The sequence below is a fragment of the Xylanimonas allomyrinae genome, from assembly GCF_004135345.1.
Lineage (GTDB): Bacteria > Actinomycetota > Actinomycetes > Actinomycetales > Cellulomonadaceae > Xylanimonas > Xylanimonas allomyrinae.
In genome coordinates this window covers 70283-95342 of the sequence record NZ_CP035495.1, presented here as the reverse complement: position 1 = coordinate 95342, position 25060 = coordinate 70283, and the positions used below count along the sequence as shown (strand labels likewise).

The 25060-nt window shown below is 73.0% G+C and carries 20 protein-coding genes and 3 pseudogenes; 7 read left to right on the top strand and 16 right to left on the bottom strand.

Going from position 1 to position 25060, the window contains the following annotated elements; all coding sequences use genetic code 11:
* Positions 1–19: 19 nt before the first annotated feature.
* The 6 genes from ET495_RS00405 to ET495_RS00380 all read right to left on the bottom strand — a co-directional run bounded on the left by ET495_RS00405 (position 20) and on the right by ET495_RS00380 (position 7330).
* Entirely contained in the window at positions 20–1696 is a 1677-nt protein-coding gene (locus ET495_RS00405) for a peptide ABC transporter substrate-binding protein (protein ID WP_129201731.1), read from the bottom strand.
* A 329-nt stretch (positions 1697–2025) separates the two neighbouring features.
* Positions 2026–2826 carry a class I SAM-dependent methyltransferase gene (locus ET495_RS00400; RefSeq protein ID WP_245993203.1) on the bottom strand — a complete coding sequence of 267 codons (801 nt, stop codon included), beginning with the start codon at positions 2824–2826 and terminating at the stop codon, positions 2026–2028.
* Between the two features lie 88 nt (positions 2827–2914).
* Positions 2915–4000, bottom strand: a complete 1086-nt coding sequence (gene ychF / locus ET495_RS00395; protein WP_129201729.1) for a redox-regulated ATPase YchF — start codon at positions 3998–4000, stop codon at positions 2915–2917.
* An 11-nt stretch (positions 4001–4011) separates the two neighbouring features.
* Positions 4012–4827, bottom strand: coding sequence for a DinB family protein (locus ET495_RS00390; protein ID WP_129201727.1), 816 nt, complete (start codon positions 4825–4827; stop codon positions 4012–4014).
* 86 nt (positions 4828–4913) lie between these two features.
* The gene (locus ET495_RS00385) at positions 4914–6506 is read right to left on the bottom strand and encodes a hypothetical protein (protein WP_129201725.1); all 1593 of its coding nucleotides are present in this window, start codon (positions 6504–6506) and stop codon (positions 4914–4916) included.
* The gene (locus ET495_RS00380) at positions 6476–7330 is read right to left on the bottom strand and encodes an ABC transporter ATP-binding protein (RefSeq protein WP_245993201.1); all 855 of its coding nucleotides are present in this window, start codon (positions 7328–7330) and stop codon (positions 6476–6478) included. The genes ET495_RS00385 and ET495_RS00380 overlap by 31 nt, the downstream gene beginning before the upstream one ends.
* A 204-nt stretch (positions 7331–7534) precedes the next feature.
* On the opposite strand from ET495_RS00380, the gene ET495_RS00375 reads away from it, so the two are divergent.
* Positions 7535–9019 carry a DNA recombination protein RmuC gene (locus tag ET495_RS00375; protein WP_129201723.1) on the top strand — a complete coding sequence of 495 codons (1485 nt, stop codon included), beginning with the start codon at positions 7535–7537 and terminating at the stop codon, positions 9017–9019.
* A gap of 58 nt (positions 9020–9077) precedes the next feature.
* Here the strand turns inward: ET495_RS00375 and ET495_RS00370 are convergent, their stop codons facing one another.
* Positions 9078–10118: a 4-hydroxy-3-methylbut-2-enyl diphosphate reductase gene (locus tag ET495_RS00370; protein WP_129201721.1), complete on the bottom strand. Its 1041-nt coding sequence runs from the start codon at positions 10116–10118 to the stop codon at positions 9078–9080.
* A gap of 68 nt (positions 10119–10186) precedes the next feature.
* On the opposite strand from ET495_RS00370, the gene xseA reads away from it, so the two are divergent.
* Positions 10187–11437 carry an exodeoxyribonuclease VII large subunit gene (gene xseA, locus ET495_RS00365; protein ID WP_129201719.1) on the top strand — a complete coding sequence of 417 codons (1251 nt, stop codon included), beginning with the start codon at positions 10187–10189 and terminating at the stop codon, positions 11435–11437.
* A gap of 124 nt (positions 11438–11561) precedes the next feature.
* Here xseA and ET495_RS00360 read toward each other — a convergent pair.
* The 4 genes and pseudogenes from ET495_RS00360 to mca form a co-directional block, all read right to left on the bottom strand.
* Positions 11562–13180: pseudogene (locus ET495_RS00360) on the bottom strand (ABC-F family ATP-binding cassette domain-containing protein).
* An 84-nt stretch (positions 13181–13264) separates the two neighbouring features.
* Positions 13265–14062, bottom strand: coding sequence for a carbon-nitrogen hydrolase family protein (locus tag ET495_RS18295; RefSeq protein WP_245993197.1), 798 nt, complete (start codon positions 14060–14062; stop codon positions 13265–13267).
* On the bottom strand, positions 14059–14430 hold the full coding sequence (locus ET495_RS18290) for a hypothetical protein (RefSeq protein WP_245993196.1): 372 nt from the start codon (positions 14428–14430) through the stop codon (positions 14059–14061). Before ET495_RS18290 ends, ET495_RS18295 begins: the two co-directional genes overlap by 4 nt.
* The gene (gene mca, locus ET495_RS00350) at positions 14427–15308 is read right to left on the bottom strand and encodes a mycothiol conjugate amidase Mca (RefSeq protein ID WP_129201716.1); all 882 of its coding nucleotides are present in this window, start codon (positions 15306–15308) and stop codon (positions 14427–14429) included. Before mca ends, ET495_RS18290 begins: the two co-directional genes overlap by 4 nt.
* 142 nt (positions 15309–15450) lie before the next feature.
* Between mca and ET495_RS00345 the strand changes: the two genes are divergently transcribed.
* Both ET495_RS00345 and greA read left to right on the top strand, forming a co-directional pair.
* On the top strand, positions 15451–15855 hold the full coding sequence (locus ET495_RS00345) for a DUF4307 domain-containing protein (RefSeq protein WP_129201714.1): 405 nt from the start codon (positions 15451–15453) through the stop codon (positions 15853–15855).
* Between the two features lie 144 nt (positions 15856–15999).
* A complete protein-coding gene (gene greA / locus ET495_RS00340; RefSeq protein ID WP_129201712.1) occupies positions 16000–16482 on the top strand; it encodes a transcription elongation factor GreA in 483 nt (160 codons plus the stop codon).
* 15 nt (positions 16483–16497) lie between these two features.
* On the opposite strand, the gene ilvA is transcribed toward greA, so the two are convergent.
* The 3 genes from ilvA to ET495_RS00325 are packed head-to-tail and all read right to left on the bottom strand — an operon-like array spanning position 16498 to position 20200.
* Positions 16498–17718, bottom strand: coding sequence for a threonine ammonia-lyase (ilvA, locus tag ET495_RS00335; RefSeq protein WP_129201710.1), 1221 nt, complete (start codon positions 17716–17718; stop codon positions 16498–16500).
* Positions 17715–18980: an AI-2E family transporter gene (locus tag ET495_RS00330; RefSeq protein WP_129201708.1), complete on the bottom strand. Its 1266-nt coding sequence runs from the start codon at positions 18978–18980 to the stop codon at positions 17715–17717. The genes ilvA and ET495_RS00330 overlap by 4 nt, the downstream gene beginning before the upstream one ends.
* Entirely contained in the window at positions 18977–20200 is a 1224-nt protein-coding gene (locus ET495_RS00325) for a cystathionine gamma-synthase (protein WP_129201706.1), read from the bottom strand. The genes ET495_RS00330 and ET495_RS00325 overlap by 4 nt, the downstream gene beginning before the upstream one ends.
* A gap of 298 nt (positions 20201–20498) precedes the next feature.
* Between ET495_RS00325 and msrA the strand changes: the two genes are divergently transcribed.
* On the top strand, positions 20499–21170 hold the full coding sequence (gene msrA / locus ET495_RS00320) for a peptide-methionine (S)-S-oxide reductase MsrA (protein ID WP_129201704.1): 672 nt from the start codon (positions 20499–20501) through the stop codon (positions 21168–21170).
* A gap of 47 nt (positions 21171–21217) precedes the next feature.
* Here the strand turns inward: msrA and arsM are convergent, their stop codons facing one another.
* Positions 21218–21988, bottom strand: coding sequence for an arsenite methyltransferase (arsM, locus tag ET495_RS00315; RefSeq protein ID WP_129201702.1), 771 nt, complete (start codon positions 21986–21988; stop codon positions 21218–21220).
* 151 nt (positions 21989–22139) lie between these two features.
* Between arsM and ET495_RS00310 the strand changes: the two are divergent.
* A pseudogene (locus ET495_RS00310) lies at positions 22140–23695 on the top strand (ATP-dependent DNA ligase).
* A gap of 50 nt (positions 23696–23745) precedes the next feature.
* Here ET495_RS00310 and ET495_RS00305 read toward each other — a convergent pair.
* A complete protein-coding gene (locus ET495_RS00305) occupies positions 23746–24552 on the bottom strand; it encodes a LysR substrate-binding domain-containing protein (RefSeq protein ID WP_129201700.1) in 807 nt (268 codons plus the stop codon).
* Positions 24553–24640: 88 nt separating this feature from the next.
* Here ET495_RS00305 and ET495_RS00300 point away from each other — a divergent pair.
* Positions 24641–25053: pseudogene (locus ET495_RS00300) on the top strand (DUF5997 family protein).
* Positions 25054–25060: the final 7 nt, after the last annotated feature.

The window sequence follows — 25060 nt, the reverse complement described above, 5'->3', positions numbered from 1 at the left end:
CGGCGTGACGCGAGTCCGGTCAGCCCTGCTTGGTGACCGCGTAGAGCAGCGGGACGCTGTTCCACCCGAACTTGACGTTGTCGACTGCCTCACCCGAGCCGCCGGTCGCGTTCGAGTACCACAGCGGAATCGCCGGCAGGTCCTTGAAGAGCTGCTCCTGGACCTGCTGGAACAGCGCGTTCGCGTCGTCGACCGAGTCGGCCTTGAGACCCTCGGTGAGGAGCTGGTCGACAGTCGCGTTCGAGTAGTCGCCGTCGTTCGACCCTGCCCCGGTGCCGTAGAGCGGGCCGAGGAAGTTGTACAGCGACGGGTAGTCGGCCTGCCAGCCAGAGCGGAACGCCCCGGTCATCGTGCGGCCCGTGATGTCGGACCGGAACGTGGCGAAGTCCGGGTAGCTCTTGCCCTCGGCGTCGATCCCCAGCGTGTTCTTGATCGAGTTCGTGACTGCCTCGACCCAGCTCTGGTGACCGCCGTCGGCGTTGTACGCGATGGTGAACGTGCCCTCCCACGGGGAGATGGCGTCCGCCTGGGCCCACAGGTCCTTGGCCTTGGCCGCGTCGAACTTGAGCACCTCGTTGCCCGGCACGCTGTCCGACCAGCCGTCGATGACCGGCGACGTGAAGTCGGTCGCGGGCGTCCGCGTGCCCTGGAAGATCACGTCGGTGATCTGCTTGCGGTCGATCGCCATCGAGATCGCCTGGCGGCGGAGCCTGCCCTCGTCGTCCTGACCGAAGTGAGGCAGGTTGCCCGGGATGGTGAACGACTGGAAGATCGCGGCCGGCTGGTTCACGGCACGGTCGCCGAGGTCGGCCTCGAACGTCCCGAAGGCCGAGTCCGGAACCTGGTCGAGCACGTCGAGCTGCCCGGAGAGCAGGTCCTGGTAGGCGGGCTCGAGCTCGGTGTAGAACTTGATGTCCACGCCGCCGTTCTGCGCCTTGCGGTCACCGTCGTACGCGTCGTTCGGGGCGAGCTTCGCCTCGACGTTGTGGTTCCACTCGGTGAGCACGTAAGGACCGTTGCCGACCGGGTTCTCGCCGAACGCCTCCATGTCGTCGAACGCGGAGTCCGGCAGCGGGTAGTACGCCGAGTAGCCCAGGCGCAGCGGGAAGTCCGACTGCGGCGAGGTCAGGGTCGCGGTGAACGTCAGGTCGTCCACGACCTTGAGCCCGGACAGCTCGGTCGACTCGGGAGCGAGGAACGCCTCGCAGGCCTCGTCGGCGCAGACCGTCGTCTTGTCGTAGCCCTCGAAGATGTTGAAGAAGTAGTTCGAGAGCTGCTGCGGCACGTCCGGATACGTCGTCGCCCCGAAGTTCCACGCCTTGACGAAGTTCTCGGCCTTGACCGGGGTCCCGTCGGAGAAGGTCTTGCCGTCCTTGAGCTTGATCGTCCACGTCACGTTGTCGTCCGACGTGATGGAGTCCGCGACCTCGTTGTGCGGTGCACCATCGGCGTCGTAGTAGACCAGACCGGCGAAGATCAGGTCGAGGATCTTGCCGCCGCTGACCTCGTTGGTGTTGGTGGGGATCAGCGGGTTCTGGGGCTCTCCACCCCACGCGGACACGACGCCGGCCGATGCACCGGTCGCGTTCGCGTTCGTCGCGGCTCCGTCGCTCGGACCGCCCGACGAGCAGGCCGACAGGGCCAGCGCGCCGGTCGCGACCATGGCGGTCAGCCCGGCTATACGCCTGATCTTCATATCTCTCCTCCGTTGAGGCAGCGGCAGGTGTGGTGCCGATGACCGAAGCGCGCCTACCGACGTGGCCTGGAGCGCAACCGGTCCATATTGCGGACCGGGCTGATGCTATGGGGTCGCACCGGGACGCTGTCTAGATTGCCCGGCCTGTCGGCTAGAACCGTTACCGACTCGGTATCAGTACTTAACGCCGGATTCACGCGGACTGCACCCCGGAGAGGCAGCGGGGGACGGAAGACCTCGCGACGTTCTCGCAGGCCACGCGCGCGAGCCCCACGCGCCAGGCCCGCGTCGGCCTCGCCGTCGCCGCTGCGGCCGACGATCCGACACCGTTACACAGGCTCCCTCACAAACACGGCGCGATCTGCACGGCCTTGGCGCTCAGGCCGCCACGCTGGCTCAGCGGTGCGCGACGACCACGAGCTCGCCGACACCCGCGCCCACGGGCTCACCGAGCCAGCCCCGTGCACGGCGTCGACCACGAACCCCGCCGCAGCGAGGTCGGCGCGCAGCCGAGCCTCGGGGCGGAAGGCGAGACACCCCTCCTCGACGGTCGCGGTGCCGTCGGCGAGCACCCGATGGTCGTCGAAGGTGACGACGCCGTCAGCCGACACATCCGTGACGTCGTACCACCCCACCGCCTGTGAACCGTCCGCGAGCGTCACCGCCTCGCGCGAGTCGGCGGGGTTCCATCGCTCCCACGCCCGTGCCGCGGGATCGCGCGCATCGAACGCCAGCGTGCCGCCCGGCACGAGCACACGCCTCAGGTCCGCGAGCGTCTCGACCCAGTCCCGCGGGTCGACGATCGCCTGGGCCACGTGCCCCGTCATGAGCGCGACGTCGAACTCGGCGTCGCCCAGCACCGACGACGTGCCCTCGACCCAGATGACGTCGTCCGCCCCGGGCTTGCCCCGGGCCAGCGCGAGCGCGGCCCGATCCGGGTCGACACCCGTGACCAGATGCCCCGCGCGGGCCAACGCAAGCGTCAGGCGGCCGGTGCCGCACCCGAGGTCGAGCACGCGCCGCTCGGGACGCTCGCACGCGAGCGCCAGGAAGAAGTCGTCGTCGGGCCCCCAGGGGTTCTCCGCCTCGTACCAGGCGGCCCGCTCGTCGTCGCCCAGTGCCGTGGTCATGGTTCCGACGGTAGGTCGCACACCGGACCCGTGCCCTGCGAATTCTCGGATGTCTCACGGGGCGGGCGTCGCCCGCAGAGCCGACGAGTCAGACGTTGAAGCGGAACTCCACGACGTCGCCGTCCGCCATCACGTAGTCCTTGCCCTCGATGCGGGCCTTGCCCGCCGCTCGGGCCGCCGCGACAGAGCCCGCCGCGACGAGGTCCTCGAACCCGATGACCTCGGCCTTGATGAAGCCGCGCTCGAAGTCGGTGTGGATGACGCCGGCCGCCTGCGGGGCCTTCCAGCCCTTGCGGATGGTCCAGGCGCGCGACTCCTTGGGACCAGCCGTGAGGTAGGTCTGCAGGCCGAGCGTGTGGAACCCGACCTTCGCGAGCTGGTCGAGGCCCGACTCCTCCTGGCCGCTGGCCTCCAGCATCTCCTTGGCCTCCTCGGGCTCCAGCTCGACGAGCTCCGACTCGAACTTGGCGTCGAGGAAGATGGCGTCGGCCGGGGCGACGAGGGCACGCAGCTCGGCCTGCAGGGCCTCGTCCGCGAGGCCGGCGTCGTCGGTGTTGAAGACGTAGATGAACGGCTTGGCCGTCATGAGCTGGAACGAGGCGACGTCGGCCAGGTCGAGGCCCGCCGCCTTCGCTCCCTGGAACAGGGTGGTGCCGCCTTCGAGGATGACCTGGGCCTTCTTGCCGGCGTCGAGCAGCGCAGGGTCGCCCTTCTTGATCTTGACCTCCTTCTCGATGCGCGGCAGCGCCTTCTCGAGGGTCTGGAGGTCGGCCAGGATGAGCTCGGTCGCGATGGTCTCGATGTCGCCCGCTGCATCGGTCGAACCCTCGACGCGCACGACGTCGGGGTCGGAGAAGACGCGCGTCACCTGGCAGATCGCATCGGCCTCGCGGATGTTGGCCAGGAACTTGTTGCCCAGTCCCTCGCCCTCCGACGCGCCCTTGACGATGCCGGCGATGTCGACGAACGACACCGTCGCGGGCAGGATCCGCTCGCTGCCGAAGATGCCTGCGAGCGTCTCCAGGCGGGGGTCCGGCAGCGGCACCACGCCCACGTTCGGCTCGATGGTCGCGAACGGGTAGTTCGCCGCGAGCACCTGGTTGCGGGTGAGGGCGTTGAAGAGGGTGGACTTGCCGACGTTGGGCAGTCCGACGATGCCGATGGTGAGAGCCACGTCGCGAAAGTCTACGGGGCGCGGCCCTGGTCGAGCGCGGCGCGGTCCGCGTCGAGGCGGTCCAGGTCGCGCAACGTGAACCGTAGGTGCTCCCACTCCTCGTTCCCGATGACGCCGAGGCAGCGGCCCACGCTCCGTGACCGCCGCTCGTCCTCGGGCACGTCGTCGTACCACGGGGGCAGGCCGGGCGTGGGTGCGGCGAACTGCTCCGGCGTCGCCTGCGTCAGGAAGCGTCGCACCTGCGCGACGCGGTCCGCGCGCACGTCGAGCACGTCGGCCCACGACGGCGCGGCCTGCGGGTCGATGCCGATCGACGCGGCCTGGGCCTCCCACTCGGCGAACGGAACGCCGATCGGGCTGAACGCGTCGTCGATGCCCAGCACCCCGTGGCGCAGCCAGCCGTCGGTTGCGAGCACGAGGTGCCGCAGCGTCTGCGAGATCGACCACTCTCCGTCGACGCGAGCGTCGCGCAGTCCCGGGCGCGCGGTCGCGCGGTCGATCGCCGCGGTCCACCGCTCCTGGGCCGCCTCGAACGCACGCAGCTGCTCGGCGGGGTGGGCCGAGCGCCGGTGCTCGCGTCCGGGGAACCTGCGGTTCAGCTCCGCGTCGACGAGCGGCTCGACGGCGACACCGTTGACGACGAGCCCACTGATGGCACCGTCGACGTCGGCGTCCGAGAGGTCGACGCCGCGCATCACGGCGCCCGTCAGGTAGCTCTGGTCGAACCGCGCGCCCGACAGGTCGGTCAGGCGGATCCGGGCCCCGGCGGCCGCGGCGCCGTCGAGCTCGAGACCACGCAGATCGTCGTCACGGGTGAAACGGACCATGCGCCGACGGTATGCCGGTCCGTGCCCCGACGGCGCGGCGTGGGTGCCGGCCCGTCCGGACCATGGGCACTCGCCGCAGGCTCGGCTCAGGCGTACGACAGCACGCGTTGGAGGAGCTCGGGCGCCCGGAGGTCGTAGATGCGTGATCCCCAGCGCACACCGACCACCAGGGTGACGATGCCGACGACGGGAGCCACGACGAGCGCGACCCATCCCAGCACCGGGCTCGGCAACAGGATCGCCAGGAGCGTCAGAGCCACGCCTGGCAGCGACACGAGCCCGACGAGGCCCGTGCTCGCCGCTTGGGCGACCATCGTGGCCCCCGCCGCGCCCTGCGGCTGCTTGAAAGGGCTCTCCCCCGGCCTGGGCACCGGATAGAGCCACCGGGCGGAGACCAGGCTCGACACCCCGGTCGACGCCGCGAGCGTGCCCACGCTCAGTCCCAGCAGCGGCGGCAGCCACTCCCATCGGCCGGACAGGGCGGCGGCCACCAGCGCGTATGCCACGACCAGCGGCATACCCACGACGAGCACCGGGACGGCCCGGCCCCACCTGTCGACGCTCCCGCGGATCCCGGTCGCCACGTGCAGCGCGAAGGCCGTGTGGTCGTAGCCGATGTCGTTGGAGATGGCGAACCCTGCGATCCACGCCGCCAGCGGCGCGAGGATCACGATGACCTCGCTGCCGCCGGAGCGGGTCGCGAAGAACAGCACCACGGGCAGCAGCGGGATGAGCAGGATGGAGGTCGAATAGCGCGGGTCGCGCACCCAGTAGATCGCGGCGCGCGCCGCGACGGCGCCGACGGGCGTCGCCGGGAACCGGTCGAACAGGCCCAGGCCCTTGCCCCGTGCGCCCTTGCCGCCGCCCTCGACCGGCCGTTCGAGCGTGCGGGTCAGCGCGCGGTCCCAGACCCAGACGGCGACGGCGAGGGTCGCGACCGCGACGGCGAGCCGTCCTAGGGCCGCCACCCACGCGCCGTCGTGCACCGCGGCAGCCAGGCCCCACGGTGCGCCGAAGGGCGTCCACGAGACCAGGGCGGAGATGTCCGCGAGCGCCTGCGGAACGGCGTCGGCCCCCGCCTCGGCCGCCGACTCCGTGCGCTGCGCGAACCACGAGAACGCCGGACCGAACAGCATGAGCGGCACGATCGTGATGATCGTCAGCACCTCACGCGACCGCCGCGACTCCAGGAGCGGGGAGAGCGCCGTCGTGACCGCTCGCGAGCCGACGACGCAGAGCGCGACCGCGAGGACGGCGCCGACCAGCGCGGCGAGCACCGCCGTCGGCGTGCGCCACCACGCGAACGCCGCACCGACGGTGGCCAGCAGCGTCGCGATCCCCGGGATCGACACGACCCCGGCGACCGCGAGCCCGGCCAGCAGGCGGGTCCGCGGGATCGCGTACGTCGCGAACCGGTGCGGGTCGAGCGTGGCGTCCACGCCGTAGAGGAACACCGGCACGAGCCACCAGCCGAGCACGAGCACGGCACCCACCACAATCAGGACCTGCCCGGTCACGACGGCGTCGCTCGTGCCGCCCGCGATCGCGCCGCCGACGGCGACGACCAGGACGCCCGCAGCGTAGAGCGACCCAAGGACGACGCCGATCGTCTGCCACACGCTCCGCCGGAACGTGTTGGCCATGAGCGTCAGCTTGAGGCGGACGAACTGCGCAACCACGCGAGCCCCTCCCCTTCCTTGCGCCCGCCGACGAGCTCGACGAACCGGTCCTCGAGCGTCTGCTCGCCGCGGACCTCGTCGACGGTGCCGGCGGCCAGCACGTGCCCGCCCGCGATGACGGCGACGTGGCTGCACATGCGCTGCACCAGGTCCATGACGTGGGACGAGACGACGACGCTCCCGCCGTCGTCGACGTAGGCGTGCAGGATGTCGCGGATGTTGGCGGCGCTGACCGGATCGACGGCCTCGAAGGGCTCGTCGAGGACGAGGACGCGCGGGGCGTGGATCATCGCGGCAGCCAGCGCGACCTTCTTGGTCATGCCGGCGGAGTAGTCGACGACGAAGGTGTCACGGTCGGCGAGCAGGTCCATGGCCCGCAGCAGGTCCTCGGTGCGCTCCGCGACCGTCGACCGGTCGAGGCCGCGCAGCAGCCCCGCGTAGGTGATGAGCTGTGCGCCGGTGAGCCGGTCGAACAGCCGGACGCCGTCGGGGAGGACACCGAGCAGGCGCTTGGCGGCGAGCGTGTCGGTCCACATGTCCGTGCCGAGCACGGTGGCCGTGCCGAAGTCGGGGCGCAGGAGTCCCGTCGCCATCGACAGCGTCGTGGTCTTGCCGGCGCCGTTCGGCCCCACGAGGCCGTAGAACGAGCCGGCGGCGACGTCCAGGCTGATGCCGGCGACGGCGATCTTCTGCCCGAATCGCTTCCACAGGCCGCGCAGGCTCAGGGCCGCGCGCGGGTCGGGCGGCGGTACGGGGGGCTGCTGCTGGTCGTGCTCCGGGACTGGCGCGGACAGCGGGATCACCTGTTTCGTCGGGACGGGCATCGCGGCGTACGTCCGAACACTAGGTGGCGGCACCGACACGGACCACGCGAGGCGTTCGTCCATCGCTCGCCCGACCGCGACCGGTGCCCGCGCCGTCCTCGGGAGTCGGCCCAGATCGTCCAGACCGCGTCGGCCGGCGGCAGGTCGCCGTCCCCGTGAGCCTCCCGCGGAGGCCTTGTCGGTAGCGCGTGCGACGCTGCGGGCATGACGACGACGACCTGGATCGGCCTCCTGATCGCAGCCCTCGCCGTGGGCACGCTCGTGGGCTGGCTCGCGGCGACGAACCGCGCGGGCGCAGCCCGCCGTTCCGCCGACTTGGAGCTGGCGCGCGGGCACGCGGAGTTGGAGGGGCTGCGCCGCGAGGCGGCGGGCCTGCGCGAGCAGCTCGCGCGGGAGTCCGACGACGCGGCCCGGCGCCTGGCTGAAGCGCGCGCCGAGGCCGAGCGCCGTCTGGCGCAGGAACGCGAGGCCGCAAAGGCGCGGCTTGACGAGGTCAAGGCCGACCAGGAGGCCGAGAGGCAGCGCTTCCGGTCTGTGGCGGGCGAGGCCCTGCAGGCCAACTCCCAGCAGTTCCTCGAGCTGGCGAACCAGACGCTGCGCGCCTCCACGGTCAAGAACGAGGAGGCACTGGTCCAGCGCGAGCAGGCCATCAAGGCCCTGGTGGAACCGCTGAGCAAGTCGCTCGAGCAGGTGCGCGCCGAGGTCGCGCAGGCCGAGAAGTCACGGATCGAGGGCCAGTCGACGCTGACCGAGCACCTGCGCCAGCTCTCCGTCGCAAACTCCGAGCTCACCAAGGGCACCGGCGACCTGGTCACCGCACTGCGGTCGTCGCAGACGCGCGGGGCATGGGGCGAGCTCCAGCTCCGCCGCGTCGTCGAGGCTGCCGGCATGCTGAGGAACGTCGACTTCGAGGAGCAGGCATCCGTCGCGACCGACGGCGGCACGCTGCGACCCGACATGGTGGTCCACCTCGCGGGCGGCAAGCACGTCGTCGTCGACGCCAAGGTCGCGTTCCTCGGCTACCTGGAGGCTCAGCAGACCGACGATCCGAACCGCCGGGAGGCCAGGCTCGACGCGCACGTGCGGCACGTGCGCAAGCACATCGACGACCTCGCGGGCAAGGAGTACTGGGAGCAGTTCTCCCCCGCCCCCGAGTTCGTGGTCATGTTCGTCCCGGCGGAGGCGTTCCTGTCCGCCGCCGTGGAGCGCGACCCGAGCCTCATGGAGTACGCGGCCCGGCAGAACGTCATCCTGGCGACTCCGATGACCATGCTCGCCCTGCTCAAGACCATCGCCTACGCGTGGCGGCAGGAGGCGCTGGCCGAGAACGCCCAGAAGGTCCTCACGGTCGGCAAGGAGCTGTACTCGCGCCTCGTGACCATGACCGGGCACATCACGCGCACGGGCAACGCGATCGCCTCGGCGACCACGCACTACAACAAGATGATCGGGTCGCTCGAGAGCCAGGTGCTGACCTCCGCACGCCGGATGGTCGCGCTCGACGTCGTCGACGGGTCGAAGGCGATCGACGAGCTCACGGGGATCGACGCGTCGCCGCGCGCCATCACCAAGCCCGAGCTGCTCGCTGCGGAGGAGGAGCGCGTCGTGGCCATCGAGTCGCTCGCCGGCTCCGACCAGAAGGCCCTGCAGAAGCTCTCAGCCCCCGACGACGAGGCTGCGGCGGGGTGAGGCTCCCGGGGCCCGGCTTCAGGCCTCCGCGGCGGGGTGAAGCTCCAGGCCCCCGGCCTCAGGCCTCGGCGACGGGCAGCGCGGGCCGGTTCTCGCGCCGCGGCCGCTTGTCGTCCCGGCCCGCGGCCTTGAGTCCGGCGCGCAGCTCGCGCGGCAGCGAGAACATGAGCTCCTCGGTCGCGGTGCGCACCTCCTCGACCTGCCCGAACCCGTGGGTCCCGAGCCGCGCGATGACGTCCTGGACGAGGATCTCCGGCACGGAGGCGCCCGAGGTCACCCCCACGGTTGTCGCGCGGTCGAGCCAGGCGTCCTCGATCTCGGCGGCGCGGTCGACGCGGTAGGCCGCACCTGCCCCGGCCTGGAGCGCGACCTCGACGAGCCGCACCGAGTTCGACGAGTTCGCGGAGCCGACGACGATGACGACGTCGGCGTCCGGGGCGAGCTTCTTGACGGCCACCTGGCGGTTCTGGGTCGCGTAGCAGATGTCGTCGCTCGGCGGGTCCTGCAACGACGGGAAGCGCTCGCGCAGGCGGCGCACCGTCTCCATCGTCTCGTCGACCGACAGCGTCGTCTGCGAGATCCACACGACCTTGGCCGGGTCACGGACCACGACCTTGTCGACCTCGTCGGGCGAGTTGACGACCTGCACGTGCTCGGGCGCCTCGCCCGCGGTGCCCTCGACCTCCTCGTGGCCCGTGTGGCCGATGAGCAGGATGTCGTAGTCGTCGGCCGCGAACCGCACGGCCTCCTTGTGCACCTTGGTCACCAGGGGGCAGGTCGCGTCGATCGTCGCGAGGTGGCGCGCGGCAGCGGCGTCGCGCACCGCGGGCGAGACCCCGTGCGCGGAGAACACGAGCCGCGCACCCTCGGGGACCTCGTCGGTGTCGTTGACGAAGACCGCACCGCGCTCGCGGAGCGTCTCGACGACGTGCTTGTTGTGCACGATCTCCTTGCGCACGTACACGGGCGCACCGTACGTCTCAAGCGCCTTCTCGACGGCGACGACGGCGCGGTCGACGCCGGCGCAGTAGCCGCGCGGCGCGGCGAGCAGCACGCGCTTGGGCGCGTCGGCGGGTGTCTCGGTGGTGGGAGCGGTCACCGCACCAGTCTAGGAGCGCGCGTGTGAAGACCTCGTGGCCGGACCGCAACAGGGTGGATGTCGGAGGCATGCGGCACGCTGGGCTGGTGAGCACCGCACCCGCCGCCGCACCCCCGACCAGCCCCGAGGCACCCTGGTCGGTCGCCGTCGTCTCCGAGAAGATCCGCGGCTGGATCGCACGCCTGGGGGACGTGTGGGTCGAAGGTCAGATCATCCAGTTCCGTGAACGCCCCGGGGCGTGGATGCAGTACCTGACCCTGCGCGACGTCGACGAGAAGGTCTCCGTCACGGTCTCCGTCCTGTCGTCCGTGCTCCAGGCGAGCACGGCGACCCTTGAGGAAGGCGCGCGCGTCGTCGTGCACGCCAAACCGGACTTCTACAAGGGCAACGGGTCGTTGACGCTGCGCGCCGCGGAGATCCGCGCGGTCGGTGTCGGTGAGCTGCTCGCGCGCATCGAGCACCTGCGCCGGGTCCTGGCCGCCGAGGGCCTGTTCGACGACTCCCGCAAGGTGCCGCTCCCGTTCCTGCCGCACGTCGTCGGCCTGGTCACGGGGCGCAACTCGGACGCCAAGCACGATGTCATGAAGAACGCGCAGGCCCGCTGGCCGCAGGTGCGGTTCGCGGTGCGTGAGGTCGCCGTGCAGGGCGCGAGCGCGGTGCGCGAGGTCCGGGACGCGATCGCCGAGCTCGACGCGCTGCCCGAGGTCGAGGTCATCGTGGTCGCACGCGGCGGGGGCGCTCTTGAGGATCTGCTGCCGTTCAGCGACGAGGCGCTCGTGCGCGCGGCCGCCGCCTGCCGCACTCCGCTGGTCTCGGCGATCGGGCACGAGCAGGACTCGCCGCTGCTCGACCTCGTCGCCGACGTGCGCGCCTCGACGCCCACCGACGCCGCCAAGCACGTTGTTCCCGACGTCGCGGAGGAGCGACGACGCATCGAGCAGGCGCGGCGGTCCATGCGGCACGCGCTGCGCGCCCGCCTCGACCGCGAGCAGCACGGGCTCGACGGCGTCCGCTCGCGCCCCGTGCTCGCCCGGCCCCTGACCATGGTCGAGAGCCGGGAGCGCGACGTCGCGCACACGGTCCGGCACGCGCGGCACCTGCTCAACGCGGCGCTGCTCGCGGCGTCGGGCGAGGTCGGGCGCCTTGAGGCCCAGGTCCGCGCGTTGTCTCCGGCGTCGACTCTCGAGCGCGGCTACGCCGTCGTGCAGCGCGCGGACGGGCACGTGGTTCGTGCGCCCGACGACGCCGCCCCCGGCACGCCGGTGCGGCTGCGGCTCGCGCGCGGCGAGCTGGCCGCGACCGTCGACGGCGAGGCGTGACGCGGCGCGCTTCGAGGGCGAGGGATCGTCCGGCGTGGACCGGGTCGCCGTCTCGCCGATGGTCGGCCGCGCAGGAGGCCGACCTGACGCGACGTGAGCGCCCGGGGCGCCGGCCGCCCGGCGTCTACCGGGTCCGCTCCACCCGCCGCTCGTCCCACACGGGCTCGGTCGCTTCGCGCACCACGCCGTCCGACCCGAAGACGAGGAACCTGTCGAACGAGCGCGCGAACCAGCGGTCGTGGGTGACGGCCATGACCGTGCCCTCGAAGGCTTCGAGCCCGTCCTGCAGCGCCTCGGCCGACTCGAGGTCGAGGTTGTCGGTGGGCTCGTCGAGCAGCAGCGCTGTGCAGCCGGACAGTTCGAGCAGCAAGATCTGGAACCTCGCCTGCTGCCCGCCCGAGAGCTTCTCGAACGGGCGGTCGGCCGCGGCCGTCAGCTCGTAGCGGCGCAGCGCGGGCATCGCGCGGCCCTTGTCCTGCGCGTGGTCCTGCCACAGGATCTCCAGCAGCGTGCGGCCGACGAGCTCGGGGTGCGCGTGGGTCTGGGCGAAGAACCCGGGCACGACGCGCGCGCCCAGGCGCCAGATGCCGTCGTGCGCGACCTGCTCGCCGGCCAGCAACCGCAGGAAGTGGGACTTGCCCGACCCGTTCGACCCGAGCACCGCGACGCGTTCGCCGTAGAACACCTCGAGGTCGAACGGCTTCATGAGTCCGGTCAGCTCGAGGCCCTCACAGATCACGGCACGCAGGCCGGTACGTCCCCGCGCAACCGCATGGAGATGTCCTGCTCGCGAGGCGGCTCGGGAGGCGGGCCGGCCTCCTCGAACTTGCGCAGCCTGGTCTGCGCGGCGCGGTACCGCGAGGACATGCCGTCGCTGTTCGCCGCCGCCTGCCGCAGGTCGCGCACCAGCCGCAGGAGCTGTTCGTGCTTCTCGTCCCACCGGCGACGCAGCTCCTCGAAGCGCGCGAAGCGCTCGCGGCGCGCCTGGTGGAAGGTGGCGAACGTCCCGCCGTGCACCCATGCGTCCGCCCCCGACGGCGCGGGCTCGAGCGCGACGATCCGGTCGGCCACGCGTGCCAGCAGCTCGCGGTCGTGGCTGACGAACAGCACCGTCTTGCGCGTGGCGCGCAGCTGCTCCTCGAGCCACCGTTTCCCGGGAACGTCGAGGTAGTTGTCCGGTTCGTCGAGCAGCAGCACCTCGTCGGGGCCACGCAGCAACGCCTCGAGCACGAGCCGCTTCTGCTCGCCGCCGCTCAGGGTGCGCACCTCACGCCATTGCGCGCGCTCGAACGGGACGCCGAGGGCCGCCGTCGTGCACTCGTCCCACAGCGTCTCGGCCTCGTAGCCCCGCGCGTCGGCCCAGTCCGCGAGCGCCTGGGCGTAGGACATCTGGGCGGTCTCGTCGTCGACCTCCATGACGCGCAGCTCGGCGGCGTCGACCGCGCGGGCCGCGTCGCGCACGCGCGGCGGGGCGACGTCGACGAGCAGGTCGCGCACGGTGCTCGTGTCGCGCACGGAGCCCACGAACTGGCGCATGACGCCGAGCCCACCGCTGATGGTGACCGCACCCGCCGACGGCGTGAGCTCGCCCGTCACCAGGCGCAGCAGCGTCGTCTTGCCGGCACCGTTGGGGCCGACGAGCGCCGTGACGCTGCCCTCCCCCACCCGGAAGGAGACGTCGTCGAGCAGTGTCCGCCCGTCCGGCAGGACGTACTCGACGTGCGCGACCTCCAGATGACCCATGCCCGCATGCTCGCCTGGCACCCGCGCTCCGGCAATGCCTTTTGACGCGAGGGGTCGTGCGCGGCGGCCCGACGGCGCCGGGCGCTACCTCGGTGTCGTGGTGTAGCGGCGGTTGGCCAGCGCGGGGTTGGTGCGGCGGGTGGCGGTGATCGCGGCGGGGTCGAGCGTCGTCGTCGCGGTGGCGGGAGTCGCGTCGAGTTCCAGGGTGACCGTGCCGTCGGCGGTGGCGACGAGTGATCGGCCCGTCACGCCGCGGCCCGCGAGGCCGACGCCGACCACGGCGGACGTGTTCTCGATCGCCCGGGCGCGCAGCAGGGTGCGCCAGTGGTCGGCCTTGAGCGGGCCCGAGGCCCACGCCGCGGGCACGAGCAGCGCCTCGGCGCCGGCGTCGGCCGCTCGGCGCGCCGACTCGGGGAAGCGCAGGTCGTAGCAGGTCAGGAGGCCGAACGTGAGGTCGCCCACGCGGAACGTGACCGGTGCGGCGTCTGCCGGGCCGGGTTCGAGGGTGTCCGACTCGCGCACGCCGAACGCGTCGTACAGGTGGACCTTGCGGTACACGCCCGCGATCTCGCCGTCGTCGGCGGCGACGACGACGGCGTTGACGGCCCTCGCTGGCGCCGCACCCGGCAGCGTCGTCCCTGCGACGACGCTCAGGCCGTGCTCGCGGGCGAGCTCTCGCAGCAGGGTGACGAAGGGGCCGTCGAGCGGCTCGGCGTGTGCCGGGCCGACGGCGCGCGGGTCGTAGCCCGAGGCGTACTCCGGCAGGACGACGAGGTCGCTGCCCTCTCGGGCCGCCTCGCGCACGACGTCGGTGACGGCCGCACGGTTGGCGGCGTGGTCGGCGCTGGCCTCGATCTGCCCGAGTGTGAGGCGCACCGTCACGCTCGCGGCTCGCCCGCGTCGCCCGCGTCGCCGGGGTCGCCCGTCTCGGGGCTCGCGACCGGCGATCCGCCGTCGAGCACCCCGGGGACGGTCGGCTCGGGTGCCCGCACGGGCAATCGTGTGGTGCGGACGCCACGGGCCGACTCGGCGACGTCCATGCCCCGCGCCTGCGCGTTGTGGCTCGTGCGGCGCAGCGATCGCGCCATGAGCAGGAACAGCCCGATGGCGGCGAGCGCCAGCAGGAAGGTCGCGATGAACCCTTCGATACCGGGTGTCACGGTGGTCGTGTCGAGCTGCTCGGCCGGCGACGGCGACGGGGTCGGCGCGGCGGCGAGCCCGGCCGCGAGCTGGTGGGCGAGCGCGATCATCGGGCGGCCTCCGTCCCGCGGATGCCGGCGAACAGATCGTCCTCGCCGGGGTGGGTGGGCACCCGCGAGGCGGCGAGCTCATACTCCTCCCACGGCCACACGTCGGCCTCGACGTCGCGCGGCACCGCGAAGAAGAAGCCGTCGGGGTCGATCTGCGAGGCGTGGGCGACGAGCGCTGCGTCGCGCTGCGGGAAGTACTGGTCGACGCGCACGCGCGTGGTGACCTGCCGCTCGGGGATCTCGCGCGCGGCGCGCGACTCGATCCACGAGCCGAACGGCGACTCGAGACCCTGGCCCTCCATGGCCTCGTGGACGGCACGCAGGCGGGCGAGGGAGAACCCGTGCCCGTAGTAGAGCTTGAGCGGCGTCCACGGCTCGGCACCGCCGCCGACGACGTAGCGTGACGCGTCGCCTGCGGCCTCCCACGCCTCCATCGACACGGTGTGCGTGTAGATGTGGTCGGGGTGCGGGTAGCCGCCGCTGGGGTCGTACGTCGTGATGACGTGGGGGCGGAACCGTCGCACCGCCTCGACGACCGGTGCGGCCGCGACATCGAGGGGCAGGCGCGCGAACGCGTCGTCGGGCAGCGGGGGCAGCGGGTCGCCCTCGGGCAGGCCCGAGTCGACGAACCCGAGCCAGTGCTGCTGGACGCCCAGGGCCTGCGCGGCGGCCGCCATCTCCAGACGGCGCACGGCCCGCTTGCCTGCGAGCGACTCGAACTCGTGGCCGGCCGGCACTTCGAAGGCGGGATTGAGCACGTCGCCCCGCTCACCGCCCGTGCAGGTCAGCACCAGCACCTCGGCGCCCTCGGCGGCGTAGCGGGCCGCTGTCGCGGCACCCTTGCTCGACTCGTCGTCGGGATGTGCGTGCACGGCCATCAGCCGCAGGCGGCCGGGGGTGCCAAGAGGGGCGCGAGACAAGGCTGACCTCCACGATCACGGACATTTCAGCGCAACGTCACACGATCCTGCCCCGTGGGGGGTCGAGGCGCGCCGCGCGCATCGACAACAATCATGCTCCATGAGCACCGCCGTCCCGCCCACGCCGCCCGCCGACCGGTATGGGCGCGCCTCGTCCGGGCTGTCGCGCGGCGCCAAGGTGGCCGTCGTCCTCGCCCTGGCGGCGGCCGTCGCGCTCGCGGCATGGTTCGCCGTCGTCCAGCATCAGCGGGACCCGGTCCAGGCCGACGTCGTCTCGTTCCGGGTGACGAGCGCCGAGGAGATCGAGATCGACTTCCAGGTGTCGATGCCCCCGGGGACGACGGCGGTGTGCACGGTGGGCGCGCTGTCGAAGAGCTTCGCCGAGGTGGGCTCGATGCGCGTCCCGGTGGGACCGAGCGAGTCGGGTACGGCGCGCTACACCGTGACGTTGCGGACGTCGCAGCTCGCGGATGCCGGTGTCGTCGACGGGTGCACTCGCGGCTGATCGACTTGCCTGTGCCACCCCGTGGCGGGATAGGCTGAGGGATTCACGCAGTTCTGGTCCCGACCGACACGCGTGCCGACGCGTGTCGGTGCGATGACGTGCGGCCACGGCCAGGCTTCCGAGCATCACGAAAGGAGAGCCCTCGTGTCCGATTCTGCTGTCACCTGGCTCACCCAGGAGGCTCACGACCGGCTGAAGGCTGAGCTGGAGCACCTCTCCGGGCCCGCCCGCGCCGAGATCGCCGAGCGCATCGCGGCCGCCCGAGACGAGGGCGACCTCAAGGAGAACGGCGGCTACCACGCCGCCCGCGAGGAACAGGGCAAGAACGAGGCGCGCATCCGTGAGCTCACGGAGAAGCTGCGCTCGGCCCACATCGGCACGCCTCCCGACGACGGGATGGTCGAGGCCGGCATGCTCGTCGACGTGCTGCTCGCAGGCGAGCCCATGACGTTCCTTCTCGGCTCGCGCGAGATCGCGGGCACCACGGACGTCGACGTGTACTCCCCCACCTCACCGCTCGGCGCGGCCATCGACGGCCACGCGATCGGCGACACGGTGAGCTACGTCGCCCCCAACGGCAAGGAGTTCACCGTCGAGATCACGGGCGCCAAGCCGTTCGTCGGCTGACGCCCGCGACCTCGGTCAGCTTCGTTGCGGGGCCTGAGCCTCGAACCCGGCTGCGCGCAGGGCCGAGAGGATCTGCGCGCAGTGCTCGGGCCCCTTGGCCTCGACCTGGAGCGTCACCATCACGTCGGACACGCCGAGCTCGACGTCGGTGCGCGTGTGGTCGACGTGCATGATGTTGCCGTCCGCGGCCGCGACGGTCTGCACGAGCGTGGCCAGCGCGCCCGGCTTGTCGTCGACCCGGACGCGCAGCTGCAGGTACCGGCCGGCGGCGACCATGCCGTGCTGGATGACGCGCATGAGCAGCAGCGGGTCGATGTTGCCACCGGTCAGCAGCGGCACGACGGTGCCGGCGAGCCCGGCCGGGTCGGCCATGACGGCCGCGACCCCCGCCGCGCCCGAGGGCTCGACGACCAGCTTGGCCCGTTCGGCCACGAGCAGCAGCGCGCGTGACATCTGCTCCTCGCTGACGGTGCGGATCTCGACGCCCAGCCGTTCGAGGATCTCGAACGGCACGTCGCCCGGGGTACCCACGGCGATGCCGTCCGCCATCGTGGGTCCGAGCCTGCGCGGCACGGGGTGGCCCGCGGCCATGGACGCCGGGTACGCCGCCGCGATCTCCGCCTGAACGCCGACGACGCGCACGTGCGGCGCGGCCTCGGCCAGCACCGTCGCGATGCCCGCCACGAGCCCGCCGCCGCCGAGCGGCACGACGACGGTGCCCACGTCGGGCACCTGGTCGAGGATCTCGAGCGCGACGGTGCCCTGACCGGCGACGACGTCGACGTGGTCGAACGGGTGGATGAGCACGCGCCCGGACCGGGCGGCCTCGGCGCGCGCGGCCACCAGCGCCTCGTCGACGCTGGTGCCGACCAGCCGGACGTCGGCGCCGTAGCCGCGCGTCGCGGCAAGCTTGGGCAGCGGCGCGTCGACGGGCATGTACACGACGGCGTCGATGCCGAGGAGCTGGGCACCGAGGGCGACGCCCTGCGCGTGGTTGCCGGCGGAGGCGGCCACGACGCCGGCCCCACGCTCGGCCTCGGTCAGGCGGGCCATGCGCGTGTACGCGCCGCGGATCTTGAACGAGCCGGCGCGCTGCAGGTTCTCCAGCTTGAGCATGACGGGCACGCCCGCGGTCTCGGCGAGCGCACGGAACGGCTGGACGGGGGTGCGGATCGCGACGCCGTCGAGCAGGTGGGCGGCGGCCTGCACGTCGGCCAGCGTCACCGAGGGCGTCACCGGTCGTCTCCGTCGTCGCGCCGGGTCGCCTCGCGGGCGTCCACGTCGCCCGTCGGGTCGTCGGCGTCGGGCTCCGGGCCCTCGGCGCGCACCCACCGCAGACCTGTGCGCTGCGAGAGCCCGAGCGCCGGCAGCGAGGGCCGCCGTCTCAGGAGCGGCAGGTGGTCGTCGGTGCCGAGCGCGGGGAACTTGTCGGTGCCGTGCAGGTAGAGCATCACCGTGTTGAGCACGGCGGCCAGCGGCACCGAGAACAGCGCACCGATGATCCCCGCCGCGAGCGACCCGGCGGCCACCACGAGCACGACGGCCACCGGGTGCAGCGACACGGCGTGGCCCATGAGGAACGGCTGGAGCACGTGTCCCTCGATCTGCTGCACGAGCAGGACGATCGCGAGCATGATGAGCGCGGCCACCCACCCCTGCGCCACGAGCACCACGACGCACGCGATCACGCCCGTCACGATCGCGCCCACGATGGGCACGAACGACCCGACGAACACGAGGATGCCGAGCGGCAGAGCGAGGGCCGGCACGAAGAACGCGGAGCCGATGCCGATGCCGGCGGCGTCGACCAGCGCCACGAGCACCTGGGTGCGGACGTAGGCGGACAAGGTCACGATGCCGCGCCGGCCGGCCTGGTGGACCTTCTCGCGCGCGCCCATGGGCAGGAGGTTGACCAGCCACGTCCAGATCCCGCGTCCGTCGATGAGGAAGAACACGGTGCAGAAGAGCGCGATGAGCGCGCCGACGAGCACATGGCCCACGGTCGTCGCCGCGCCGAGGGCGCCGGTGACGATGGTGCTCGTCCCGCCCGCGTCGGTCAGGGCGTCGCTGATCTGCTCCCAGTAGCCGTTGAGCTGGTCGGTGCCGATGTCCAGGGGGCCCGACGCGAGCCAGGCACGGACCTCGTCGAAGCCCGCGACGGCCTGGTCGGCGAGGTCGGTGAACCCGGCCACGATCTGCCGCCCCGCGAGCGCGACGAGCGCGACGACGACGGCGAGGAACCCGAGCATCGACACGGCGGTGGCGAGCCCGCGCCGCAGCCTCAGCCACCGTTCGAGCGTGTCCCGCAACGGCCGCAGCAGCACCGCGAGCAGCACGGCGACGGCGACGGGCACGACGATCGTCTTGAGCTGGGACAGCAGCCACAGCACGGCGGCGACGAGCAGGCCGATCAGCAGCAGCCGCCACGACCACGCAGCAGCCGCGCGCACCGAGCCAGGGACGGGGTGGGCGCCCGGCCGCACCGGCTCGACGCTCACGGCGCCACCGAGGGCGTGAGTGCCTGCTCCAGGTCGGCGACGAGGTCGGCGGCGTCCTCGATCCCGACCGAGACCCGCACCAGGTCGGAGGGCACCTCGAGCGCCGAGCCCGCGACCGACGCGTGCGTCATGCGGCCGGGGTGCTCGATGAGCGACTCGACCCCGCCGAGCGACTCGGCGAGCGTGAACACGCGCGTACGCCCGACGACGTCGAGAGCCGTGGCCTCGCTGCCGACCTGGAACGACACCATGCCGCCGAACCCGCTCATCTGCCGTGCCGCGAGCGCGTGGCCCGGGTGCGACTCCAGACCCGGGTAGAGCACGCGCGTCACGCGCGGGTGCGACTCGAGGTAGCGGGCGACGGCGAGCGCGTTGGACTGGTGGCGGTCCATGCGCACCGCGAGGGTCTTGAGCCCGCGCAGCGTCAGCCATGCCGCGAACGGGTCGGCGACCGCGCCCGAGGAGTTCTGGTGGAACCGGACGGCCCCCGCGACGTCCGCCTCGCCGTTCGGGGCGGTGCGACCGCCGGGGATCGCGACGCCGTCGGCCACCACGAGCGCCCCGCCGACGACGTCGCTGTGCCCGCCCACGTACTTGGTGGTCGAGTGGACGACGACGTCGGCGCCGAGCGCGAGCGGCGTCTGGAGGTAGGGCGTGGCGAACGTGTTGTCGACGACGAGCAGCGCGCCGGCGTCGTGCGCGACCGCGGCCAGCGCCGCGATGTCGCTGATGCCGAGCAGCGGGTTGGTCGGGGTCTCGACCCAGACCACGCGCGTGGTGCCGGGCCGCACGGCGGCGGCGACGGCGGCGGTGTCGGTCAGGTCGACGGCGGTGTGCTCCACGCCCCAGGCGCCGAAGACGCGCGCGATGAGGCGGTAGGTGCCGCCGTACGCGTCGTCGGGCAGCAGGACGTGGTCGCCCGGGCGCAGCACGGCGCGCAGCAGCGTGTCCTCGGCGGCCAGGCCCGAGGCGAAGGCGAAGCCGTGCGCCGGCGAGGACCCGGCCTCGGCCGCGGCGAGGGCGGTCTCGAGCGCGGTGCGCGTGGGGTTGGCCGAGCGCGAGTACTCGTACCCGCCGCGCAGCCCGCCGACGCCGTCCTGCTTGTAGGTGCTCGTGAGGTAGACGGGAGGCACGACGGCGCCCGTGGTCGGGTCCGGTTCCTGCCCGGCGTGGATCGCTCTGGTGGAGAAGCCGGTGTCTGTCCAGTCGTCCGTGGTCACGGGAACCACCTTATGGTCCGGGGTGCGGGAGGCGCCGCAGAGGGTCGGCCTTCTCGGCGCGTTCGAGCATGTCGGCGTCCTTCCCGGCCGTGCGTGCGCGTGTCCCTGGGCCCCTGGCGGGCGCGTCGGGCGGAGTCGGGTCGTCGTGGTCCGGGAACCATGCGCGGCACCCTAGGCCGGTCTGCGTTCCGCCGCCCGCGGGCGGCGGAACACCTGTGGACGCCGCGCCGTTGCCACCACCGGGAGCGCCACCACGCGTGTCTACGGCACCGGGCGCGCCCAGGAGGAGGCACGACTTGTGAGCTCGTTCTTCGACCGCTTGTTCTCGACCGACACGCGGGCCCCGATCGCGCCCGAGGACGCGCTGCCCGGCCGCACGGCGCCGCTGCTGGCCAACCCTGCCCCGCACACCGTGCTGGGCACGTCGATCACCGGGCCGTGGCCGGAGGGCACGCGCGTCCTGTATCTGGCGATGGGGTGCTTCTGGGGTGCCGAGGAGATCTTCTGGCGGGTCCCCGGCGTGGTGAGCACCGCCGTGGGGTACATGGGCGGGACGACGCCGAACCCCACCTACCAGGAGGTGTGCACCGCCTGCACGGGCCACACCGAGACGACGCTGGTGGCCTACGACCCGTCGGTGGTGTCCGAGGAGGACCTGCTGCGCACGTTCTGGGAGCGGCACGACCCGACGTCGGGCAACCGGCAGGGCAACGACGTCGGCACGCAGTACCGGTCGGCGATCTACTGGACGACGCCCGAGCAGGAGGCCGCGGTGCGCGCCACCGCGACGGTGTACGGCGAGGTGCTGACCGGGCGCGGGTTCGACCCGATCACCACGGAGATGCGCTCGGCCGAGGAGGCCGGGCCGTTCTTCTACGCCGAGGACTACCACCAGCAGTATCTCGACAAGAACCCCCACGGGTACCGCTGCCACGCGAAGACGGGCGTGCCGTACCCCGCGGCCGTCTGACCGGCCGCGCCGCTGCCCGGCGTGGGCCGGGCAGCGGTCGCGGTGGGTCAGGGGGTTGCCGGCTTGACGGCCCGGACGATCGCACCGTGCAGCCCCGGGGCCGCCTCGTGCGTGAACGTGACCTGGGTGTCGGTGAACCCGGCGGCCGCGAGCCCGTCGACGTACTCCTGGCGTGACATCGCCCCGGCGATGCAGCCGACGTACGATCCGCGCTCGGCACGCTGCTCGGGCGTGACGTGGTCCTCGGCGACGACGTCGGACACGCCGATCCGCCCGCCGGGGGCCAGGACGCGGAACATCTCGGCGAGCACGGCGTCCTTGTCGGTGGACAGGTTGATGACGCAGTTGGAGATGACGACGTCGATGGACGCGTCGTCGAACGGCAGGTCCTCGATGGTGCCGTGGCGGAACTCGACGTTGGCGACGCCGGCCTGGGTGGCGTTGGAGCGCGCGAGGTCGAGCATCTCGTTCGTCATGTCGACGCCGTACGCGAAGCCCGTGGGGCCGACGCGGCGGGCCGAGAGCAGGACGTCGATCCCGCCGCCGGAGCCGAGGTCGAGCACGCGCTCGCCCACGCGCAGCTCGGCGACGGCCGTCGGGTTGCCGCAGCCGAGCGAGGCGAGCACCGCGGTCTCGGGCAGCGCGCCGATCTGGTCCGGCTGGTACAGCCCTGCGCCGAACACGACCTTCTGCGGTCCCGGGCCGCAGACCCCGCCGCAGCAGTCGCCCGTGTCTGCGCCGGTTCCGCTCTGCGCGCTGCGTGCAGCGCGTGCGTACCGGTCACGGACCTGCTCGCGCAGTGTCTCGTCCACAGCCATCGGAACCTCCATCGGGTCGCGTACATCGACGTGCGTCGATAGGAAACTGTGCTCCCCATATCGATACATGTCAATAGGATGGCGTCGCGTGCTCGTGCGCCCGCGCACGCGGCACGGGCGGGCCGTCCACGCAGGTGGCAGCATCGACGGCGTGCTGTTCCACGACGTCGTCGCCACCTCCGCCGCCGTCGCCGCCACGCGGTCACGGCTCGCCAAACGGGACCTGCTCGCGCGCGCGCTGCACGACGCCGCCCACGACGACGACGTCGACCTCGTCGAGATCGTCGCAGCGTTCCTCTCCGGACGTCCACGGCAGCGGCGCTCAGGCATCGGCTGGCGTTCGCTGTCCCGCCCCCGGAGCCCGCCCGCACGCCGACCCTCACGCCGCGCGACGTCGACACCGCGCTCGGCACGCTCGCCGCCACCGTGGGCGCCGGCGCCCAGGCCGCCCGCGCCGCCACGCTCGACCGCCTGCTCACCGCCGCCACCGCCGAGGAGCAGCGATTCCTGCACGGCCTGATCCTCGGCGAGCTGCGGCAGGGCGCCCTCGACTCGCTCCTGCTCGACGCCGTCGCCGCCGCCGCGCACGTCCCGCTCGCCGCGGTGCGCCGGGCGGCCATGTTCAGCGCCCTGTCCGGGCCCATCGCGCGGGCCGCGCTCAGCGGAGGCGCGGACGCCCTCGCGGCGTTCCGCCTCGAGGTCGGGCGGCCCGTGCGGCCCATGCTCGCCTCGCCAGCGCCCGACGTCGCGACGGCGCTGTCCGGGCTCGACACGCCCGTGGCCGTCGAGGCCAAGATCGACGGCATCCGCGTCCAGCTGCACCGCCACGGCGACGACGTCGCGATCTACACCCGCTCGCTCGACGACGTCACCGACCGCCTGCCCGAGCTCGTCGCCCTGATGCGCTCGCTGCCCGCCGACGCCGTCGTGCTCGACGGCGAGGCCATCGCGCTGGGCGCCGACGGACGCCCCCTGCCGTTCCAGGAGACCGCCGCCCGCACGGGAAGCCGCGGCGAGGACGCCGCCGCGCGGGTGCCGCTCACCGCCTACCTCTTCGACGCGCTCCACGTCGACGGGCACGACCTGCTCGATGAGCCCGAGGCCGACCGGTTCGCCGCGCTCGAACGCCTCGCACCGCCGTCGGCCCTGGTGCGGCGCATCGTGACCGCCGACCCCGCGACGGCCACCGAGTTCTTCGCCGACGTGCTCGCAAGCGGTCACGAGGGTGTCGTGGTCAAGAGCCTCACCGCGGCCTACGACGCCGGACGCCGAGGCGGCGCGTGGGTCAAGGTCAAGCCGCGGCACACGCTGGACCTCGTGGTGCTGGCGGTCGAACGCGGGTCGGGGCGGCGCTCCGGGTGGCTGTCGAACATCCACCTGGGCGCCCGCGTCCCGGGCGGCGGCACCGGCGGCACGGACGGGTGGGCCATGCTCGGCAAGACGTTCAAGGGGATGAGCGACGACATGCTCGCCTGGCAGACCGCCAGGTTCACGGACCTCGCCGACGGCCCCGCCGACGGCTGGGTCGTGCGGGTGCGCCCCGAGCAGGTCGTCGAGGTCGCGTTCGACGGGGTGCAGCGCTCGGCGCGCTACTCCGGCGGGGTCGCCCTGCGCTTCGCGCGCGTGCTGCGCTACCGCGACGACAAGCCCGCCGCCGAGGCCGACACGATCGACGCGGTGCGCGCGCTGCTCCCACCGCGCGGCTGACCCGCGCAGGTCGGCACGGGGCGGCGCAGGTCAGCGCGGGGCGGCGCAGGTCAGCACCGGGTCGGCGCGGACCGGCACGTGTCAGCGGCGCCCGCGGCGCTTCGGGGCGGGGTCCGGCGCGGGCGGCCGGCAGGAGCGCGGCGCGGACGGGCAGGCTGCGGCGGTTCCGGCTGCCGCGAAGCGGGCGGCGTGGCACGCCCTCGCGAGCTGTTGACCGTGCGTCCGCGCACGATCCCGATGAGCTCGTCGACCAGGTCCGTGGTCCGTTCCGAGACCCACACGAGGCCGACCGGCGCCGTCGGGCCGCCGTCGAGCACGCGGTGCGTGACGTCCTTGCGGTGGTGCAGCCGGGCGAGCGACATCGGCACGATCGTCACGCCCGCGCCGGCCGCGACCCACGCGACGGCCTCGGCCGTCGTCGGCGGGCGCGGCGCCGCCCCGGCCGGGTCGACCGACCCGTCCTCGCGGTAGGCGACGGGCCGCAGGCCCGGCACGGGCACGCCCGGCGCGTACAGCACGTCGTCGTCGGCCAGGTGGACGACGTCGTCGGCGAGGTCCGAGGCCGCCACCGGCTCGTCGTCGTCGGTGGCCGCGAGCAGGTGGTCGCGCGAGACGACGACGACGGGCAGCTCCTCGTACAGCGCGATGGCGCTCAGGCGCGTCTTGTCGACGGGCAGACGGGCGATCGCGGCGTCGACGTCGCCGCGTTCGAGGGCCGCGACGGCGTCGGCCGCCTCGACCTGCACGAGCTCGAGCGGCACGTCGGGCAGGCGCTCGCGCCAGGTGCGCGCCCACTTGCCGGGCGTCGCACCGGGCACGTACCCGAGCCGGAAGGACCCCGCAGGCTGCTCGCTCACCGGGCCAGGCTACGTGGGCGCCCGCGGCAGCGGTCACCTGGGTCGCGCCCGCCGCCGCGGCGCGGGCGCGGCACGTACCCTAGGCCGCATGGCCACACCCTTCTCGCAGCAGGTTCTCAAGCCGTCGAACGCGGCCAAGCGACTCGGCGTCTACCTGCCCGCCACTCCCCGCAGTTCCAGGAGAACGGCATCACGCGCGGCGAGCTCGAGGAGCTGGAGAAGAACCCGCCCGAGTGGCTCGCCACGCTGCGCCGCGAGGGCCCGCACCCGCGGCCCGTGGTCGCCGGGCGGCTGGGCGTGTCCATCGCGGGCCTGGCGCGGGGCGGCATCACCGAGCCGCTGACCACCGCGCAGATCGACGAGCTGCGCGCCGACCCGCCCGCCTGGCTGGTCCACGAGCGCGAGGTCGCGGCCAAGGTGCGCGAGGAGGAGGACCGCATGGCGCAGAAGGCGGCCCTCGAGGCCACCCGCGCCGCCCGTCGCACGGCCCCGCGCGACTGAGCGGCAC